A 20,259-nucleotide genomic window follows, 5' to 3' on the forward strand; every position below is an offset into this window, starting at 1 on the left:
ATTTATCTACCTCCTTCCCGATTTTAGCTACATGTTTTTCATGGCATTATATACTATAGCGCAGAAATCAGAGAATGTCAGCAAATCATAGGGTTTGAATTCTCCATCTTTTACATCCATTACCTCTAACGCAGTTACTATCGCTATGCTGTTTTTAGCTTCCTTATCAAGGTCATTGATATCTTTTGCCGGTAATATAAAGCATATATCCGAGTCTACAAGTTTACCATAACCCGCAGCTCTCGAAAGCCATAGGGCAATCTGGGCTCTTGTAACGGCATCGGATGGTTTTACATCCTCTTTTATCACACCTTGTTTCATTAAAGCTTTCAAGGCGATTCCTTCAGGCGTGGTTTCTACAGCCCCTTCCTCTGTTCTGGGCTCTGGCGTTGAATAATAATTTGGAATAAATGCCCTAGTAAGTATTAATGCAGCCTGGCCTACCGTCATATTTTCACTAATCTCTGGTACCGGTTGAGGCATAATACCCGTATCAATGAAAATCTTTAAGATCTTCTCATTCTTATCTCCGATTACTCCAGTATAAGGGTCGAACTTTCCTCCTGGCATAGGCAAGGTTGATTCACCATATCCTACAAACTCACCCGTCTTGGCGTCTATCCCAAAGCCGTTGATATCGGAGAGTTGATAAACAGGAATCGGTTCCCCCACAGGATCTCCTGTATACTGATCTCTCGGTAAAGCAAAGGAGAGCTGAAGTTTTTGATACTGAGACAGCTTTACCTCGGCTTCTTCAATGTTAATAATTCCAGTAGTATCGATCTTCTCGATGTCACTGTAATTAATATTAAATCGAACTACCTTACCCTCGTTATCAACATTGACATTAACCGTATTAACGGGGTATAAGACTCCCTCCTGATACATTATGAAGTTTACTGTGTAGTTGTAATCCTTTCCGGACACCACCAGCATGTTTTCAAAAGGAAGCCTTGCCTTGGATAAATAATCCTTTGCAATTTCCACTGCCTTTTCTATTCCTATACCATTATCAGCATCAGGGAAAGTCGGCTGATTTAGCCATTCGCCATAATTAATGCTTATTATCTTCCCTGTCTCCACCTCAATTACTGAGTTAAAATCGATGTTTCTATCTTTATCACCATGATTAGCAAAAATATTATATACCTTTATATTTTGATCGTTATAGTTTTCATTTATGTTGATGTTTAGAGTGAATTTTTCCGGGTCATTACCCATGCTCTTCAGATATTCTTCAGCAAAAAACTTTGCCTTCTTTTCATCCATCTTCCCCAGGGGAGACATTTTATTTACATTGGTTACTTTATACTCTTCCCTTTCGCCAATCTCAAAAGTCTGACCGGTGTAGTTTACGGGTTCCTCCGTTCTAGCATCAATCCCCATTGGCAAAGGATATAAGCCAGCGCTCTTGGCCGGAGTATACAAGAGCTTATTTTCGGGAGGGGAGTACTCTCTCCATATATCCTTCTGAACAAGGAAGGTACCCATTATTTGATCCATTTTCTCTAAAGCTTCATCTTCGCTCAGTAACCCATCGATGTCAACCTTAGATATGTCTGTCCAGTTAATGTAATAATTTGATACCTTTCCGGTTGTGGCATCAATACTTATATCTATCCCTTGGTTGATATCTATCCCGTCGTTGATACCACTTAGCTGTTCAACGTTTCTCTTGAAATGATAGGTATAATTTGTCTGCCCGCCTTTATAATAATAAAAACCATATTGAAAATCAGGGGCTTTGTCTATCTGGTCATACTTGTCGGGTGCGTATCTCTTTATGAAGTTTAAAGCATTGTCTTTGAGCTCATCCCTTGTGTAGTTTGGCACATTGCTATCTTCGCTGCCCGGATAATTGTTTTTGTAGTACCAATAGCTCACCAACTCACCGGTGGAGGCATCCACCATAGCATTGACATTTATTTCTTGATCCCAATAGTGAATATTCCATGCTTGAGATGGTACATCGTACCTATAACTCAGGTCGGCATTAAACTTTGCCGCATCAATACCTGAGATCTCTGATACTAAGTTTTTAGCCTGCTGGGAAGAATACGTCGGCTCGACAGCAAAGACGCCCACCGCCAACATGCTTATGAACATAACAGTTGTAAGAACAACTGATAAAATATTTTTCATTGTTTACCATCTCCTCATATTTGCCTTCACTCCGAAGAGGATTCAAAGAAATAAATCTTCTTGTGGATAAATTATACAACATTCAAATAACAAAAAGTAAATCAAGTTCAAAGACAATAATTACTATCTAGCCATTATCCTATTTCGAGGACAATTAATTATGATCTAATATTGGTTAAAAACATTCACAAAATCCACTTGCATTTCAAAAAATTTTTTCTTCCCAATAGTAGTATCTGCAAAAAAAAATCAAAAAAAATAAATTTTCAAAAAAACAAAAAATCCTCTAAGAATGATGCTCATCATAAAAAAGAAATCCTCTAGGGGTGGTGGGCGGGAAAAGATAATAAGAAAAATAAAATATGAACAAATGGTTAAATAATCTGGTATCATTTAGAAGAACTCAGAATATACTAGAAGAGTGATAGTAGATGAGAAAAGAACTACTCAAATTCTTTGAACAGATATTAAATAAAACAAAGTTGCTATTTACTAATTAAACCTGATGAAACTAAAAATAAAATGGGTTTAAACAACGAACAAAAAACAAGGTCAAGAATCGTAAAATTGCTATACATTTAAGAAATACTAAAACAGTCATTATAATAGTTTTGTATTGTTTAAGAATTAAAGTATGTGTTGGGGTTATGAGTGAACGGCCATATAAAATTCTGGGGCAAAAAAGAGGTGAAAAGCATGTTTAAAACCGATCAACCGATCAGATCATCTAAAGATGATATTTTAGGCAGAGCTTCGTTTTCCCAAGCCTTAGGGGAAGCTATTCTTAGCTATAAAGAAAAAGACAGTGTAGTAATTGGGCTTTTCGGTGCTTGGGGGTCAGGAAAAACCTCTATAATCAACATGGCTTTAGAGCATATGGAACTTATTTCAAAAGACAGAAGTGATTATGAGAAACCAATTGTCGTAAGATTTAACCCCTGGAATTATTCTGACCAAAACCAACTTATTACACAATTTTTCAGAGAGTTATCAGTAACGCTCGGACGTCACGATTATGCAGGTCATGGTAAGGATATAGGGGAGAAACTGCAAACATATGCTAAAATCGTTGAGCCACTTGCACTAATACCGATGATTGGATCTTTTGTAAAGATATTTTCTGATACAGCTAAAAGTGCTGGAAGTGCTATTGAAAGTTTGAGCGATCTTAAAGCAAACGATTTAAACACTATCAAAGCAGAAATAAATAAACTACTAGGTGAACAGCATCATAAAATTATTGTTGTCATCGATGATATAGATCGCCTTAATGATACTGAAATTAGACAGATGTTTCAATTAGTCAAATCCTTAGGAGATTTTAAAAATACGATATATCTGCTTGCCTTTGATAAGAATGTCGTTATAAATGCATTGGAAAATGTTCAAAAGGGTTTTGGTTTAGAGTATTTAGAGAAAGTTGTTCAAATACCTTTCGAAGTTCCACTCATTTCTAAGCACGAAGTAGAACATTTATTGAATAGCGAACTTAATAAATTAATCAAGGATGTACCAGAAACCAAATGGGATCAAGGATATTGGTACGATATATACAATAGCGGATTTATGTATTTCTTTCAAAATATTAGGCACGTTACTCGTTATCTGAACACACTACGATTCAGTCTTGAATTGGTAAAGAATGAGGTAAATGTAGTAGACTTTCTTGCTATTACAGCAATTCAGGTTTTCATCCCAGATGTTTACTATGGGATAAGAGACAATAAAGATATTTTCACGGGGGTATACTCTAATTCTAAAAGAAGCGAGGCAATAAAAGAGCAAGCCAAAAAACGTTGCGATGAGATAATTAGTAGAGGAAAAGATCTTCCTCCAGAAGTTTTAAAAACTTTCTTGATAAAGTTATTTCCAAAACTTGAATCTATTTACGGCAATAATAACTTTGGCCACGAAGAGTTGAGAAATTGGAGAAGAGATCGTCGAATCTGTAGCCCCGATATTTTCGACATGTTCTTTAGGCTTTCTCTTCCAAAAGAAGAAATCTCCCAAAGAGAAATTGAAGAAATATTATCCCTAGGAAATAATTCTGAATCGTTTGCCCAAGCATTTTTAAATCTTGAAGGTGGAAAAGTATCAAAGTTTCTTGATAGGTTCGAGGATTATGCCCTAAGTGACAATGATATTCCTACGGGAAATATAGAACCTATTATTAATGCCCTGATGGATATAGGTGATTTGTTATCTGAAGGTGATTTAGACGATTTAAATTTATTAGACCCAAATATACATAAAAAATTACACCATCTATTCTATAAGCTCAGTCATCGTTTTGAAAGCTACGATGAGAGATTCAACATTTTCAAACGTGCAATTGAGAAAAGTACAAGGAGCTTATATACGATTGTTTATGAGATAAGCCAACAGGAAAAACTGCACGCCCAATCTGGTTTGAAAGAAGAACCAACTGTTAATTCGAAACAACTTGAAGAATTGAAAAAACTTGCCTGCAACAAAATTCAAAGCTGGGCTAAAGATGGTCAATTAGCAAAGCACAAACAACTGGCATATATTCTTCTAAAGTGGAAAGAGTGGGGGCAACAAGAAGAAGTCAATAACTTCGTGAACGATATGATAAAGAATGATGAGGGATTGATTGATTTTATTACCGGTTTTTTAGATAAGATCGTTATTTACAGTAGTTTGGATTATATTGAAAAAGTACATTTGCATAAAGTACTTTGGATTATTGATAAAAACATTGGAAAACTTGTAGACCTAAAAAAACTAGAACCACGAATAAGAAAGATATTCAATTCTCCAGACTTTGCTCAATTGGACGATCAAAAGAAACTTGCAATTGAAACGTTCTTAAATGGAAAAATAAAAGATACCTTTTAGATGCAGAGTTGAAACATCGTATAATCCAGTATAAACGCTATTGATTTATCTCCGTTGAACTCCCATAAGGGCGTTTTCTGGTTAGTTCTATATCGAATGACTCTATTTTTTTCTTGTCTCCTTTCAAAAAGAGTCAAGGATATAATATCATTTCAAAGACATCGAATTATGATCTTCCCCGCTTTTTGTAGTTTTATATAAAAATATATATTATATTAATTAATTTAAGCTAAGCAACACACGTCTTCTTACCAATATTGGATATACGATTTCTTACTGCAACAAAAATTAAGAATAATAAGATTAGCAAAATGAAATCGGTATTACACAAGACTAGATTGGTAAGATTGACGATAGAAGAAAAGTTTAACTAAGAATTACTAAAAGCATTTAAATTCCTTAATGAGGTTACCAACGAAACGACGTTTAATTGATAATTTGAATCGTGTATGTTGTACCTTATGTATAAAGGAACGATATAAAATAAAAAAGGTTAAGTAAATAGTAAAAAAGGCAATGGATGGAAGGGGTGAAATAGTAATGACAATAGCTGAAAAGTTAAGAAACGAAGGTAAAGTTGAAGGAAAACTTGAAGGCGAAAGAGAGTTCGCAGTTAGAATATTAAGCAAAAGATTTGGTAACCAACTAACTGAAGAAATAAAAGACAAGATAAGTGCACTTACTAAACGAAAAGTGTACCAAAAATAAGAGTCGGCTAAACGAAAAGTGGTTCTTTCTACTGATAGTTGAATTCTATTTATATTTTTCAAGAACTTTATATCCCAACATCTCACGTTGTTTCCCGCATCTCCTTTATTCTTTTTAAAGTGGTTTCTGTCGATTATATTGCCCAAGGCCAATTAAGTCAATCGTTGATGGAAAGAGCCAGTATTCAGTTAGCCATAGCACAATGTTGAAGAACGCTGAAAAACTTGAAGATGGGTGAATAATAGGTTATGATTTTGTTCCCCGTTCTAAAGGAAATAATGATATATTCTACCTTCATATATTTTAAGTCAATAAAGCGAATTTATTTCCAACAATTCTTGTTTTAATCTATCGCTATTTTTCAAGGGTTTGCTTTTTTTGTAATAATTATTAGCATTTTTAAAATCATTTTTTAAAAAATAGATATTTGCTATATTTATATAATCTTCATTAGATAATTTTTCAGATTTTAAATAGTATCTTAATGCTGAATCATAATTTTGATTTTCTTTTTCAAGAATTGCTATTTGTTTGAAATGATTTCCTTTTTGGAGTATTTTAATTTTTTCATCGTGGTTATCTTCATAATATGATGCATTCAAATAGTTTTTTGTTTTTAAATAGGCATTTTTCACTTTTTCTTTAATTTGATCAATATTATCACTATCTTTTAAATTAGATTCGAAAATTTCAATAGCCTTTTCATAATTTTTTAAATAATCATAATATATTTCAAATGTTTCCATATACAATTTATTCTTTTCACTTACCTTTAAAGCTTTATCATATTCTTCGATTTTAATAAAAGTATCGATTGCACTTTTATATTTTCCTAATTCAACCATAGCGTTTGCATAAACATTAAATAATTCGTATTCTATTAATTTAGATAAATATTCTTTTAGGGTTTTTTCATTGCCTTTGCCTTGCTTATATTTTTTAAAGAATTTATTGAATCTATTTAAAAACATTACTCTAAATGAATAATTGGTAATTATATTACTTCTATTAGAATAAAATTCATTAAAAGCATTTTCAAATTTTTTTTCATATAAATAAAGATCATCTTTTGAAATATGTTTTGAGAAATAATCATAATCTTCTTTTGTGTTTATTATTAAAATATTATTTTGAGCTCTACTTAGCATTACATTAAGATTATTCCATTCCTCTTTTTTCAGCTTTTTTTTATTTTTAAAAGGTCTATAAATTATTATAGAATCTGTTTCCAAACCTTTTACATCTTTTGAAGAAACTACCATAAATTTTTCCGTTTCATTTTCAATTTCATCTAATAATTCTTTATCTTTTTCATCACTAAAAATCATTATTTGTCCTACCAAATTCTTTTGATCTTTTGAAATTTCTAATAAAGAACGAACAAATTTGTTTTCATCAACTATTGTCATTATAGGTTTGATACCTTTTACTTTGTTTATCACCTCTATTTTATCTAATGCTCCGTCTTTTATACCCTTTTCTTGAGGAAGCTTTTTTAATACTTCTTCTCTAAATTTTTTTATATTATTTGAAAACCTATAACTTTTTTTTAATTCTACAAACAACTTATTACCATGAGATTCTTCTAAAAAAAGATCTTCCCAGTTAAATGTTGATTTTGTGACTTTTTGATGTATATCACCAGCTACAAATAACTTTAGTTCATTGTTTGGATTAAGTTCAGATAAACGTTTAATGATTTCAAGTTGGACCTCTGAAAAATCTTGGCTTTCATCAACAAAAAATTTAAGATTGTTATTGTTTGTTTTTATATTATGACTTTTTAAATACTTAAGTATTTCTAAATCTCTATCTAACTGATCATTTTGAATTTCTGAAAGATATTTTTTTAAATGATTATTTAAATTATCAAAAACCTGTTTTTTCATATTAAAATTATTTTCTTTAAGATAATCATCAAAATCATTGTCATATGTATAAGAAAAGTTTTTTTTACTTTTTTTGTTGTTTATATAATCTAATACTATCCTCTTTTCATCTGTATTTAAATTATTTTTCAAAAAGTTATTTCGTTCTACTTTATTTTTTACAGCAACTTCTAACGTCTTATAGTTTTCAAATTGTAAATTATTAAAAAGTCCTTCAGATTTTAAATTATATATTAATGAATTAAAAGAAAAACTAAAATTGTTGAATTTTTTATCATCTTTTTTTTCATTCCTAATTGATTTCGTATACTTATTTAATATAGAATTGTACAAGTCCCTTAATTCTTCGGATAAGGTAACTATTTTTATATTGTTTATATTAATACCATTTTGTTTAGAAATAGTTAAAAAAGCCTTTCTCAATACCAATGTAGTTTTTCCTGTACCAGGTCCACCTTTTACCAGAACCAATTTTTTATAATTTTCATTGACTACTTTTTCTTGCTCTCTATCCAAACATAAGTAAGGGTCTATATTTTTTAAAGCTTCTTCTATTTCATTCAGAGGAACTTTCAAATAACCTTCCTCAGGAATTAAATCAACTACAATTTCTTGCTTTTTTACAGAATTAATATGTTTTTCTATTTCTATTTTTTCTAATTCAAAGTTCCATTCAGGATAATATTTTCTTTTGTACTTTTCATATATATCTTTTCTAAATCCTATATATTTAATAATCGGAATTAAACCTTTATCCTTTTTAATATAACTAAATATTAATCTTATATCGTCATTAATTCTAATTCTATAAGTTGGTTCTTCGATATTTTTAAACATTTTAATATTTGATCCTATATAAAAACCTTTATCTTTATTAAAATATTTCTCCAAATGCTGTTTTATAATTTTAAGAGTTTTTTTATTTTGTTCATTTAATTCATTTAAAAAAGATAACGATTCTTTGCTAATTAAAAAATCTATCTTTACCACCTCGCATATATAGATGTGAACTTCAACCCTTTTACCAACGTAATTTTGTTGGTGGGTGCCATATCAATATGGGCTTTTATTTAAATATTAGAAATAGAAGAAAACTTATAAAAAATATTATGTTAACAATAGTTAGATATATATTTTTATTTTTAATAATTCCATTTTGCTTTAAAATACTCATGTTTTCAGATTTAATTTTAAAAAATTCGTTTTTTTCATTTTCTAAAATTTCAAGAAAGTTATTTTCGGATAAGTTTATTTCGTGAATGATATTTGAAATCTTTTCATTTTGTTTTTCAAAAGAAATTTCCAATTCTTTTTCTTTTTTCCCTAATATACTTTCAAAGTTTTTTAGAGCATCATTTTTTATAGTTATTAAAGAGCTTGTTTTTTCTTCTAAGCTTTTTATTTGGTATTCAATGTTTTTTGAGATCTTTTTAATAGTTTCTTCTTTAGATCTTAGATCATCATAAGTAGAATTCAAATCAATTTTTAGTTTGTTTATGGAACTATCTTCATTTAAATAATTGTTATCTAATTCATCTTTTAATTTTGCTAAAGAGTGATGCAAATTAATAACGATGCTGTATTTTTCTTCGAACTTTTCTAAAGAATTATTAAAAGAAACTAATTCTTTATCTATCAAATCTTTGTTAGTGTTGATATGTTTTATAAACTCATCTTGTAGTTTTTCAATTTTATCATTAGTAATAGATAAAATTTTTGTAAATTCGTCTTCTTGTTGTTTTTTGAAATCAGTTATGCTTTGCTCAAAATTTTTTGAAAAAGAGTTGACTCTTTTTATGTTATTCTCCAAACTATCGTTTAATTCTTCTTGCTTTTGTTGTATATAGTGATGCAAATTAATAACGATTTTGTATTTTTCTTCGAATTTTTCTAAAGAATTATTAAAAGAAACTAGTTTTTTATCTATCAAATCTTTGTTAGTGTTGATATGTTTTATAAACTCATCATTTAGTTTTTCAATTTTATCATTAGTAATAGATAAAATTTTTATAAATTCGTCTTCTTGTTGTTTTTTGAAATCAGTTATGCTTTGCTCAAAATTTTTCGAAAAAGAGTTAAAATTTTTTATTTTATTCTCCAAACTTTCGTTTAATTTCTCTTGTTTTTTTTGTATATTTGGTATTTCTTTTTTTATAGTTTCAAAAAATTCAGAGTTTTTCTTTAAAATCTCATCGTATAATAAATTTATAGGTTTAATATCTTCTTGTAAAGACTGTTTGATGTTATTTATATCAGTTTCCAATTTTAATAATATTTTTTGAAGCTTTTGATCTTCTGCATTCATATCTGCAGCCATAGAATTTTTTCACCTCTCTAATAGTCTAAAATATTATAACATAAAATAGATTGTATAAATCCGTGTTAGATCATAATTAAGTGTCATCAAAATAGGGTAATGGTTAGATAGTAATTATATCTTTGAACTTGATTTGCTTTTTGTCAGTTGAATGTTGTATAATTTATCCACAAGAAGATTTATTTCTTCTCTTAATTTTACCATGTTTAAACTTTCGTATGTTTTCTTTAGTTGAGATTTAGTTTTTTCGTTAACAGTGTTGCTTTCAAGCAACCGTTGGTATGGAGTCTTAGGTTTCTCGTATTCTTTTTTTACTGTTTTCCCCTTGTCGTTCTTTACTTTGTTTTTTAGTTTAAAGTTGGGTATGAAGAAGTTATCTAGTAAGTCTGCTTTGCTGTAAATCTCGTTGAGCAGACTTACCTCTTCTTCACTCTCATACCTGAAATACCCTACCAATTTTCTTACCTTATCCCCGTTCTTTTGTTCCACGTGAGCGTTATCGTTTTTCTTGTAAGGCCTACTCCTTGAAAGATTAACTTTGTTATTCCCTTTTACCTTTTCAAAAAGTACTTTAAGTATAGTTTTATCGTTATCAGGATGATAATGTAAGACATCAACAGGCAGCTTTGTATGAGCAAGAAGATCCATCTTCTCAACGCTCATTTGGTTTTTACCAAGTCCTGCAGCTCTTGATATCCATTGTGAATAAAGATCCGTATATACAGCTGTCACAGCAAAGGGCCCTGCACTAGATCCTCCATTATGTTCTACAAAATCAACTTCAACATATCCTACCTTTTCAAAGGCATGTCTTCCAAAGTTTGCTGAAATTGGTACCTTTTGATATATGAACGCATTACCTTTATGCTTCTTCGTGGATACCTTAGGGAATTTACTTACCATTCTTTTCAATGTACCTAAGGATACCTTCTTTGCTTCTTCTGTCTTTGAAAGTTCATACAGTGAAAATCTGTTATTCTTTTTCAATTCCTCGATGTATACTTCCAACATTGGATGAAGTTTTTCAGCACAAACACATCCAGATAATCCCCAACATTTCCACAAAATCACTTCATGAATAGATTCATATTTCTTCTTTGGTCTTCTTCTCTTTTTTGAATTCTTTTGAGCATCTCTTCCTTGAAATAAATACCTATTCCTATACCTTTTAAATCTTTTTACATCTGTAGCTCTTTTTACTTTTGTGAGATCACAATACTTCAAAATAATCTCTGACTTCTCTTTTTTACTTGATTTCAAATATTTTTCTATCAACCTTTTGGTTAATTCCATATCCGAATGCCTTCATTTTTTCCTAGCCTTTCTCCAAAAGAGTCAAGGATATGATATCATTTCAAAGACATCGAATTATGATCTAACCAATCTTTTTCATCGACAGCTAATATAATCTAATGCGGAATGTTATATGAAATTGAATTTCTAGTATAACAAAAATCGGAGATGATAAAAATGGCAAAATATTGTCAAAGGTGTGGTAAGAAACTACCCTTTTTTGCGAGGGGCCCGCTTTGCAAAGATTGTGAAAGGGCTCTCAGAGCCGAACTTGCCAGGGCAAAATCTGAACTGTCTGCTGAATTAGATAAAACAGAAAAAGAGATATTAGCAACAAAGAGCTTTACAGAACAGCAAATGAAACTTCTTAAAAAGCAGGACAAACGATCATTGATTGAGTTGTATTCTAGAATATACGACCAATTTGAAGCTGACAAAGAACTTGAAGAAGAAGAAATAGAAACCTTACGAAAGATGCAAGAGGCGTTCGGTTTAACAAACGAAGATATTGAATTTGACGATCGTATCAGGCCCTACATTTATGTGAATGCAATAAGAAAAGAAGAAAAGTTGCCGTCTGTAGACTTGCATATAGAAGGTGGTACTCAGGTGATTTTAAAGAAAAAGGAAATTGTACATTTTGCGGATAGAGCCACCCTTTATGAAATGAAATCAATTAACTTGGGTTATAGTGGAGGGTCGCATGGCGTAAGTTTTCAGATTGCAAAAGGGGTTCGTTATAGAGTGGGTGCTCATAGAGGACATATAGTAAAAGAGGACCGACTTGTTAAAACATCGGCGGGGGTTCTTATTATCACCAATCAGAGACTTTTTCTGCATCCTTTCACTGGTTATAAACCGTTAAGCATCCCCCTAAATAAGATTTTATCTTACCATAGCTACAATAATGGGATTGAAGTATATAAGGAGGGTAGAGAAAAAGGCTATTTCCTTTCTATGGACAAAAGCGGCTCAGTTGAGGTGTTTGGACTGTGCCTCGGATATTTATTAGGACAGTGAAACAGTGTAAATGCTCTTTCGTTAACAGCGTATAACACAGCATAAAAGGGTTATACCTAACGGCATTTATTAAAATTTTTGCTTTGCAAAAATTTCTTGGTTTTCTTCCAAAAAGTGTGAGCAGAAAAAATAAAATATGAACAAATGAATAAATAAACTGGTTTCATGTAAGAAAACACAAAATATACTAGAAGTGATACCAGAAGAGAAAAGAGTTATTGAATTTCTTTGAATAGATAGTGAATAAAACAAAGCCAGCCTAGATAACGAAATTAATATTTGACAAATTCCATGTGATTAAATGTATCAAGTGACTGATTTATCATGTGAGATTCACTGAGAGAAAGAATAACATCATTTTCGTGAGAGAATCGAAAAAACTATCTTTCAAAAAAAGGGTTGGAAGAGATGAAAAAACTAAAAATATTTTTATTGGTGGGGTTATCGATTCTTTTAGCTTCGTTGTATTTAGCACAATTAGAAAACATAATAGTTGCCGTAGGAACAGAAGGGCCCGACATATTCGATGTAAGTGATCCAACTAAATCTAAAGCATCTGTCGCATCTTTATTTAACAGATGTCGAACAAGGTGTGGGTGTTTATGTAAAAGATAATTACGCTTACGCGGCAAATTATTTGAATGGCTTGGTGATAGTAGACGTAAGTAATCCTGAAAATCCCATTCTTGCAGCTGATATGCCTAGTTTTACATTTATTGTTATTAGCGGGAACTAATTTTTTTAAACATATGTACCAAAATTTTATAAAAAATAAAATGAGTAATTAATAAACCAAAAAACTGTCCCCAAAGCTTTTGTTTTTCCCTATTTATCATGGATAGGTTTTTAAAAAAGAAGCGGTAATAGGATCGTTATTATGGTTCTCAGACAATTATGAAAGGGAAGAGTATATAAACAAAGTGAAAGGGGTGAGATAGTTATGACAATAGCCGAAAAGTTGAGAAACGAAGGTAAATTGGAAGGTAAAGTTGAAGGCAAACTTGAAGGCGAAAGAGAGTTCGCAGTTAGAATATTAAGCAAAAGATTTGGTAACCAACTAACTGAAGAGATAAAAGACAAGATAAGAAAAGCGGATGAGAAGACAATAGATTACATAGGAGACAATTTATTAGAAATAACTATAGAAGAACTAAAAGAATTACTGAAATAATTTCTGAAAAAGCGCCCTCCATTTCTTGAATCTTCGATTTTTAAATTTCTTCTTCGATTAGTAAGATCAATATAAAATCTTAATTTTCAAAGGAACGTTCCCTTCTCTATTTTTATATTCTAGAAACATAATTCTCTATATTCTGGCAACATAATTTTGTTAAAATTTGCATCAATTATATAAAATTAATTCAAGGTAGGAGGCCCCAGATTTGATCAAAGTAGAGAATATCAAAAAATACTATGGAAAATACCTCGGAGTAGAGGACATTAGCTTTAAAATAAAAAAAGGTGAAATATACGGCCTTATAGGACCTAATGGTGCTGGGAAAACAACGACTATAAGAGCTATGATGGGTATGATTTCAATTGATGAAGGGCGAATTACAATTGGGGATAAAAACATCCCACACGACTTGAAGCATATAAAAAATAAAATAGGATACCTCCCTGGAGAAGTCAATTTTTATGAAAATATGAGAGTAAAAGATTTTTTTGATTTTAACGATAGATTTTATAAAAATATTGATAAGAAATATGAAAAAGAGCTAATAGATCTATTAGAACTTGAAACAAACAAAAAGTTCAAAGAACTTTCAATGGGAAACAAGAAAAAAGTTGGAATAATACAAGCCATTGTACACAGACCCGAGTACATAATTTTTGATGAACCTACCAACGGTTTAGACCCTCTTTTGCAGCATAAATTATATAATATTTTAGAAAAAGAAAAAGAAAGAGGCGCTACAATTCTTTTTTCATCACATATTTTATCGGAAGTTGAAAAAATTTGTGATAAAGTAGGGATAGTAAAAAAAGGAAAAATAATAAAAGAAAGTGATATTGAAGAGATATCTAAAGTATCAAAAAAAACAATTACGATCTACAAACTCAAAGAAAGAAATAAATTCAATGATTTTGAAATAGAAGAACAGACGGATTCTTTTATAACTTATCTAGTAAAAAATGATGATTTAAATAGTTTTTTTGAAATTTTATCTAAATGTTCATATGAAGACATTGAAATTAAAAGACCGTCTCTCGAAGAAATATTTATCGATTATTACAGGAGTGATGAAGAATGAACTTCAATTTATTAAAAAAAGAGCTTAAATTCACATATAAAAATACAATATTATGGTCACTGTTGTTTGTTTTATTTACCGGTATGTATATACCTATGAGTAATCAAATCCTTTCCCAGTCTAATAATGTATTAGAACTAATTAATAATATGCCCAAATTTTTACTCGAATCTTTCAACTTTAGCGAACAAATATTTACTAAACCAGAAGGCATATTCGGGTCAGAAGGTATGAGCTTTGTTTATTTATTGGGAGCTGTTTTTTCAGCGATGCTTGTGGGGAAAGTTTTTGCAGATGAATATGAAAAAGGAACCATAGAATATTTGAGCGTAAAACCAATAAGTAGATCAACTTTATACATAACTAAATTCACGAATATAATGATAAATATATTATTTTTAAACATTATTTTTACCCTTTCAGTTGTTTCTATGTACGCTATTTTTATGGAATATGAATATAATCCAGAAATATTGTTGGCTTTTGGAATATATTCGCTCACAGTACAAATATTTTTCTCTTCAATTTCTGTAATAATAAGCATACTCACCCAAAACAATTCTTCAAACTTGGGTATCTCGCTTAGTATACTAATTTTCATGTATTTTGGAGATACTATGGCAAAGACTATAGAGGCAACAAGTTGGATAAAATACTTCAGCATATTTAATTATATTCCTTTGATGGAAACCGTTTTAGAAGAAAAAATCTTTTGGGTAAATTCATTAATAATTTTACTAATATCTTTTGGAATATATTATTTTTCTTATTACCTATTCAAAAATAAAGATATTAATGTATGAAAATTTCAATGTTTTGTATATTTTCCAACCAAACCAACTTCGTGTTTCAAACGTCTCATCTTTTTATGATTGATTATTATTCCATATTTTTCCTTAAAATACTCACACAGCTTAGTAGAACCAAGAGTTTTCAAATAAGGCTTTGAGACATACATATTGAGATGTTCCTTGATTTGCTTTAATTCTGAAATTACAAATTCATCTGGAACCTTATCACCATTCACAGTATAGCAAAAACCTCGAGTTTTAGAATTAGTATGCTTTTTCTTTGACAAAGAACTGGTATCCAAGAAGAACCTCGTTTTATAATGATAAGTGCTGGAGTTTACGTTGAAAGCTTCAAAAAGATAAGAAAGAGAAACGCCGTACTCTCTATGTAGTCTATTGATATATAGGATATCCAAAATGGGTGTAGATTTAATATCAACATGTTTATTTTCCATCATTTTCTCTGATTCAAATTTTTTTTTACAAACTCAACTTGTTCTCTAAGAACTCTGATCTCCATATCCTTTTCGATCACCAAATCTTTCAAACTCTGAAGAGTCTGAGCGAGATCGGGGTATTCCATACAAAGCCGAGAAATCTCATCCAAATCGACACCGGAATTCTCGTATACCACAGGAGGAACCTTAGAACCACGAGAAACGATGGAATTTTTATTGAAAGAGCCATTGAAAAAGCAAGAATAATTCTCACCAGAATCTCTAAACTTCTTAACCCATTTTTGGATATTTCTGACAGGGATGTTGTGAGTTTTGCTAAGTTGAGAACAAGAAACGCCTTTTTCGACATGCTCTTTAACAACGTTGGCCTTTAACTCTGGAGGGTAAGACTTCACAAAAATCACCTCTTTTAAGAATTTATATTTATATCTATTTTACTACCATGCCCCTCAAATTTCCAAATTTCCTAAGAACCACTTGTGGGCGTTTTTCAATTAAAAATTACTGCTAATTTTGATAAACTCTTCTCTTTCTCCCCTTCAAAAACATAAAAAGAAAGAATGGATGGCTTTCTGACAATTTATTCCCGTATGATATAATATTACTAGAAACCAGAAAATAAAGGGGATGAATCTAATGAAAGTCAAAGAAATTATATTTTTAGTAGAAGAAGACCCGGAAAGCGGATATAACGCTAGGGCTTTGGGAGAATCAATATTTACAGAAGGATCGACCTTAGATGAGTTGAAAGAAAATATTAAAGATGCTATAAAATGTCACTTTGATAAAGAAGAAGATATTCCCAATATTATAAGGTTGCATATTGTAAAAGAAGAGACATTCACATATGTCTAAAGTTCCAAGAAATATCTCAGGGAAAGAATTAGCAGATCTACTCGGAAAATATAATTATAAAATTTTAAGAAAGACAGGAAGCCATTTAAGATTGAATTCTGACTATATGGGGTATTCGCATAACATAACCATACCTGATCATAAATTTCTTAAAATAGGAACGTTAAATAGCATATTAAGAGATGTTTCAGAATACTTAAAAATCACAAAAGAGCAGATGGTAGAAGAAATTTTCAAAAAATAAAAGGGGGATATTGAGTGTCAATTTTAGAGCATATTGAAAAAAATCAATGGGGATACACAGTAGAAGGCATTCCAGTAACTTTATTCACATTAAGAAACGAAAACGGGGTTACAGTACAAGTAACCAATTATGGTGCTACTTTGGTTTCTTTGTACTTACCTGACAAAAAAGGAGAACTCGAAGACATAATTTTAGGATTCGATACCGTTTCAGATTATGAAAAACCCACTCCACAGAATCCTTTTTTTGGCGCTACAATAGGACGACATGCAAACAGAATAAAAAACGGGCAATTCTCACTTGAAGGTAAAAATTACACCTTGGCTCAAAACAATAATTCAAACCATCTTCATGGGGGAATAAAGGGGTTTCAAAAACAGATATTTCAAGCGACAGCTTTTACAACCGTTGAAGGTCCTTCTGTTCGGTTCAAACGTTTAAGCCATGATGGTGAAGAAGGGTATCCAGGGAACTTACGTGTAAGCGTTACTTACACCTTAACCAACGATAATGAATTAAAGATTTCTTATACCGCAACTACTGATAAAACCACTATTATAAATTTGACAAATCACAGTTATTTTAATTTAGCAGGAGAAGGTAGAGGAAATATTTTTGATCACCAGTTAGAACTTTTTGCTAATCATTATACACCTGTAGATGAAACGCTAATACCCACAGGAGAAATAAAAAGTGTCAAAAACACACCCTTTGATTTTACAGTCCCAAAAATTCTTGGAGAGGTACTCAAAGATTTGAAAGATTCTCCGTTAGAAGGAATAGATCATAATTTCGTATTAAACAAAGAAAATAGCAAAATATCCTTAGCCGCAAGGTTGGTTGAACCCACAAGTGGAAGAGTGATGAAGATATACACAACAGAGCCTGGAATTCAAGTTTATACAGGTAATTTTGTTGATACTTATGGAAAAGAAGGAAAACACTATGGAAAATATTCTGGAATAGCCTTGGAAACACAGCATTTTCCAAACTCTCCAAACCAGAAAAACTTTCCTTCCACAATTTTAAGACCCTCAGAAGTGTATTCTTCAACAACAATTTACAAATTTTCTATCGTGAATTAGAGAAAATTTAGGTTTTCTAAAGCTAGTAAAATAAATTGTTTCATGGAGGTAAAAGTATTGGATATAATCAAAACAATAACAGAAGATCTGAACATAAAACTATTTCAAACTGAAAACACTATAGAATTATTAAATGAGGGAAACACTGTACCTTTTATCAGCAGGTATCGAAAAGAAAGAACAGGTAATTTAGATGAAGAAAAGATTAGGCAAATAGAAGAATTATTTAAATATTATCAGAACTTAGAAGACTACAAAAAAACTGTCTTAAAAAGCATCGAAGAGCAAGGTAAATTAACAGATGAACTAAAAGAAAAGATCATCAACACCAAAAAAATGACTGAATTGGAAGATCTATATCTTCCTTACAAAAAAAGGAAGAAAACCAATGCAGACAAAGCTATAGAAGCTGGTCTTGAACCTGCAGCAAACAAAGTATTGTTAGGTAATATCAAATCTTTAGATGAATTAGAAGAATTTATATCTGAGGAATACGACAATATAGACAAAGTGGTAGAAGGAATTTCCTACATAATAGGTCAAACTTTTGCCCATGACAAAGACAATCGGGAAAGTCTAAGAAAGTATTACGAAAAATTCGGCAAAATTCACTCTGAAAAAAAGAAAGAATTTGTCGAAGAAGCCACTAAGTATGATATGTATCATGAATTCACTCAAGAAATTTCAAAAATCCCAAATTACAGGGTCTTAGCTTTAAACAGGGGCGAAAAAGAAAAAGTATTAAATGTAAAATTAATTATTGATGACGAGTGGCTTGATAAAGAAAAATCTAAATACAAAACAGGAAATGAGATCTGTGATGAAATAATATCCAAAGGTTTGAACTATGGATTCACAAATATGTTAAACCCATCAATAGAAAGAGAAATAAGACAAAACCTAACAGAAAAGGCAGAAGAAGGAGCGATAGATCTCTTTGCCAAAAACCTCAGACAATTATTATTAACACCTCCTTTAAAAAACAAAAGGATCCTAGCAATTGATCCTGGTTTCAGAACGGGATGTAAAGTTGTAGCATTGGATGAAATGGGAAATTTTCTCGCTAACGATACGATATACCCCGTTCCTCCACAAAACGATGTAGAAAACTCAGAGAAAATTATGATGGGTTTAATTCAAAAGTATAATATAAATCTAATAGCTATAGGCAACGGGACCGCCTCACGAGAAGCTCAACAATTCGTTGTTGACTTAATAAAGAAAAATAATTTGGATCTTAAGTATATATTCGTCGATGAATCTGGAGCTTCTGTTTATTCTGCTTCTAAGTTGGCAAAAGAAGAGTTTCCAGAATACGATGTAACTGTCCGAGGAGCTATAAGTTTAGGGAGAAGGATCCAGGACCCTCTTGCAGAATTTGTAAAAATTGACCCAAAATCTATAGGTGTTGGGCAGTATCAACACGATGTAAATCAGAAAAAATTGAAAGAAAAGCTTGATGCAACTGTGGAAAGCGTGGTTAACCTCGTTGGTGTTAATTTAAACACAGCTTCATATTCTTTATTAGAATACGTTTCGGGAATAACGATTAGCCTGGCAAAGAAAATTGTCCAATACCGCCAAAAGAATGGCTCATTCCAAAAAAGAGTTGATCTCTTCAACGTAAAAGGCTTTGGTGAAAAAGCCTTTGAACAAAGTGCAGGATTTTTGAGAATAATAGATGGGGAAAACCCGTTAGAAATGACGGGAATACACCCAGAAAGTTATGAAGCAGCAGAAAAATTAATAAATATACTTGGCTACACCTTGGATGATTTAAAAATCAAAGAAAAATTGGACCCCTTGAAATTAAAAGTTTCGCAACTTTTAAACGAAAAAGAAAATCTTAAATCAATATCCGAAAAATTGGAAATTGGGGAATATACACTGATTGATATACTTAAAGAACTTCAAAAGCCTGGCAGAGACCCAAGGGATGAAATGCCTCAACCTCAACTTATGGATGATATTCTAAAATTTGAAGATCTTAAAGAAAGTATGAGATTATCAGGTAAAATAACAAATATTACTGATTTTGGTGCTTTTGTGGATTTGGGAATAAAAGAAAACGGCTTGATTCATAAGTCAAACCTTGCTGAAAAATTTGTTGCTCATCCTACGGATATTGTACAAATAAACGATATCGTGGAAGTGGAAATAATAAACATTGATAAAACAAGAAGAAGAATTGGTTTAAGACTAGTAAACATAAAAAAATAAAAACTTTATCTTTATTTTGAGATTTTGAGCGTCCTTTTTTATGGACGCTTTTTTATTTATTTCTTAATAATATTTCACTACTAAATTCAAAATATATACCTTTATTTTTAACCTAAACCCCAA

18 protein-coding genes are annotated in these 20,259 nt (G+C 31.0%); 12 read left to right on the forward strand and 6 right to left on the reverse strand.

Features of this window, described 5'->3' with window-relative positions:
* Positions 1 to 27: 27 nt before the first annotated feature.
* Positions 28 to 2,142, reverse strand: a complete 2,115-nt coding sequence (locus BZ25_RS10330) for a hypothetical protein (protein WP_158584890.1) — start codon at positions 2,140 to 2,142, stop codon at positions 28 to 30.
* Between the two features lie 696 nt (positions 2,143 to 2,838).
* On the opposite strand from BZ25_RS10330, the gene BZ25_RS08625 reads away from it, so the two are divergent.
* On the forward strand, positions 2,839 to 5,001 hold the full coding sequence (locus tag BZ25_RS08625; RefSeq protein WP_121514714.1) for a P-loop NTPase fold protein: 2,163 nt from the start codon (positions 2,839 to 2,841) through the stop codon (positions 4,999 to 5,001).
* Between the two features lie 540 nt (positions 5,002 to 5,541).
* Positions 5,542 to 5,709, forward strand: a complete 168-nt coding sequence (locus BZ25_RS10335; protein ID WP_158584891.1) for a hypothetical protein — start codon at positions 5,542 to 5,544, stop codon at positions 5,707 to 5,709.
* 308 nt (positions 5,710 to 6,017) lie between these two features.
* Here the strand turns inward: BZ25_RS10335 and BZ25_RS08630 are convergent, their stop codons facing one another.
* From BZ25_RS08630 to BZ25_RS08640, 3 genes are all read right to left on the reverse strand, one after another.
* Positions 6,018 to 8,588 (reverse strand): UvrD-helicase domain-containing protein, encoded by a 2,571-nt coding sequence (locus BZ25_RS08630; RefSeq protein ID WP_121514715.1) that lies wholly within the window; start codon positions 8,586 to 8,588, stop codon positions 6,018 to 6,020.
* A 76-nt stretch (positions 8,589 to 8,664) separates the two neighbouring features.
* A complete protein-coding gene (locus tag BZ25_RS08635) occupies positions 8,665 to 9,915 on the reverse strand; it encodes a hypothetical protein (RefSeq protein WP_121514716.1) in 1,251 nt (416 codons plus the stop codon).
* Between the two features lie 114 nt (positions 9,916 to 10,029).
* The gene (locus BZ25_RS08640; protein ID WP_121514717.1) at positions 10,030 to 11,208 is read right to left on the reverse strand and encodes a hypothetical protein; all 1,179 of its coding nucleotides are present in this window, start codon (positions 11,206 to 11,208) and stop codon (positions 10,030 to 10,032) included.
* A gap of 177 nt (positions 11,209 to 11,385) precedes the next feature.
* Between BZ25_RS08640 and BZ25_RS08645 the strand changes: the two genes are divergently transcribed.
* The 6 genes from BZ25_RS08645 (at position 11,386) to BZ25_RS08665 (ending at position 15,286) form a co-directional block, all read left to right on the forward strand.
* The gene (locus BZ25_RS08645; RefSeq protein WP_121514718.1) at positions 11,386 to 12,228 is read left to right on the forward strand and encodes a hypothetical protein; all 843 of its coding nucleotides are present in this window, start codon (positions 11,386 to 11,388) and stop codon (positions 12,226 to 12,228) included.
* 408 nt (positions 12,229 to 12,636) lie between these two features.
* The gene (locus BZ25_RS10385; protein WP_199676878.1) at positions 12,637 to 12,843 is read left to right on the forward strand and encodes a hypothetical protein; all 207 of its coding nucleotides are present in this window, start codon (positions 12,637 to 12,639) and stop codon (positions 12,841 to 12,843) included.
* Positions 12,821 to 12,964 carry a hypothetical protein gene (locus tag BZ25_RS10690; protein WP_199676879.1) on the forward strand — a complete coding sequence of 48 codons (144 nt, stop codon included), beginning with the start codon at positions 12,821 to 12,823 and terminating at the stop codon, positions 12,962 to 12,964. Before BZ25_RS10385 ends, BZ25_RS10690 begins: the two co-directional genes overlap by 23 nt.
* A 204-nt stretch (positions 12,965 to 13,168) precedes the next feature.
* Complete coding sequence (locus BZ25_RS08655) at positions 13,169 to 13,399, forward strand: DUF4351 domain-containing protein (RefSeq protein WP_233546320.1); 231 nt, start codon at positions 13,169 to 13,171, stop codon at positions 13,397 to 13,399.
* Positions 13,400 to 13,610: 211 nt separating this feature from the next.
* Positions 13,611 to 14,483 carry an ABC transporter ATP-binding protein gene (locus tag BZ25_RS08660; protein WP_103065048.1) on the forward strand — a complete coding sequence of 291 codons (873 nt, stop codon included), beginning with the start codon at positions 13,611 to 13,613 and terminating at the stop codon, positions 14,481 to 14,483.
* Entirely contained in the window at positions 14,480 to 15,286 is an 807-nt protein-coding gene (locus BZ25_RS08665) for an ABC transporter permease subunit (RefSeq protein WP_103065047.1), read from the forward strand. The genes BZ25_RS08660 and BZ25_RS08665 overlap by 4 nt, the downstream gene beginning before the upstream one ends.
* 5 nt (positions 15,287 to 15,291) lie before the next feature.
* On the opposite strand, the gene BZ25_RS08670 is transcribed toward BZ25_RS08665, so the two are convergent.
* On the reverse strand, positions 15,292 to 15,732 hold the full coding sequence (locus BZ25_RS08670; protein WP_121514720.1) for an IS3 family transposase: 441 nt from the start codon (positions 15,730 to 15,732) through the stop codon (positions 15,292 to 15,294).
* Positions 15,729 to 16,127, reverse strand: a complete 399-nt coding sequence (locus tag BZ25_RS08675; protein WP_158584892.1) for a transposase — start codon at positions 16,125 to 16,127, stop codon at positions 15,729 to 15,731. The genes BZ25_RS08670 and BZ25_RS08675 overlap by 4 nt, the downstream gene beginning before the upstream one ends.
* 241 nt (positions 16,128 to 16,368) lie before the next feature.
* Between BZ25_RS08675 and BZ25_RS08680 the strand changes: the two genes are divergently transcribed.
* From BZ25_RS08680 to BZ25_RS08695, 4 genes are read left to right on the forward strand one after another with little or no spacing between them, the layout of a single operon-like run.
* Positions 16,369 to 16,587 carry a 2-oxoisovalerate dehydrogenase gene (locus BZ25_RS08680; RefSeq protein WP_103065044.1) on the forward strand — a complete coding sequence of 73 codons (219 nt, stop codon included), beginning with the start codon at positions 16,369 to 16,371 and terminating at the stop codon, positions 16,585 to 16,587.
* The gene (locus tag BZ25_RS08685) at positions 16,580 to 16,831 is read left to right on the forward strand and encodes a type II toxin-antitoxin system HicA family toxin (RefSeq protein WP_103065043.1); all 252 of its coding nucleotides are present in this window, start codon (positions 16,580 to 16,582) and stop codon (positions 16,829 to 16,831) included. The genes BZ25_RS08680 and BZ25_RS08685 overlap by 8 nt, the downstream gene beginning before the upstream one ends.
* A 14-nt stretch (positions 16,832 to 16,845) precedes the next feature.
* Entirely contained in the window at positions 16,846 to 17,916 is a 1,071-nt protein-coding gene (locus BZ25_RS08690; protein WP_121567517.1) for an aldose epimerase family protein, read from the forward strand.
* Positions 17,917 to 17,973: 57 nt separating this feature from the next.
* Entirely contained in the window at positions 17,974 to 20,136 is a 2,163-nt protein-coding gene (locus BZ25_RS08695) for a Tex family protein (protein WP_121567518.1), read from the forward strand.
* The last annotated feature ends 123 nt before the right edge of the window (positions 20,137 to 20,259 follow it).

The sequence above is a fragment of the Petrotoga sp. Shatin.DS.tank11.9.2.9.3 genome (genome assembly GCF_003665005.1).
Taxonomy (GTDB): domain Bacteria; phylum Thermotogota; class Thermotogae; order Petrotogales; family Petrotogaceae; genus Petrotoga; species Petrotoga mobilis.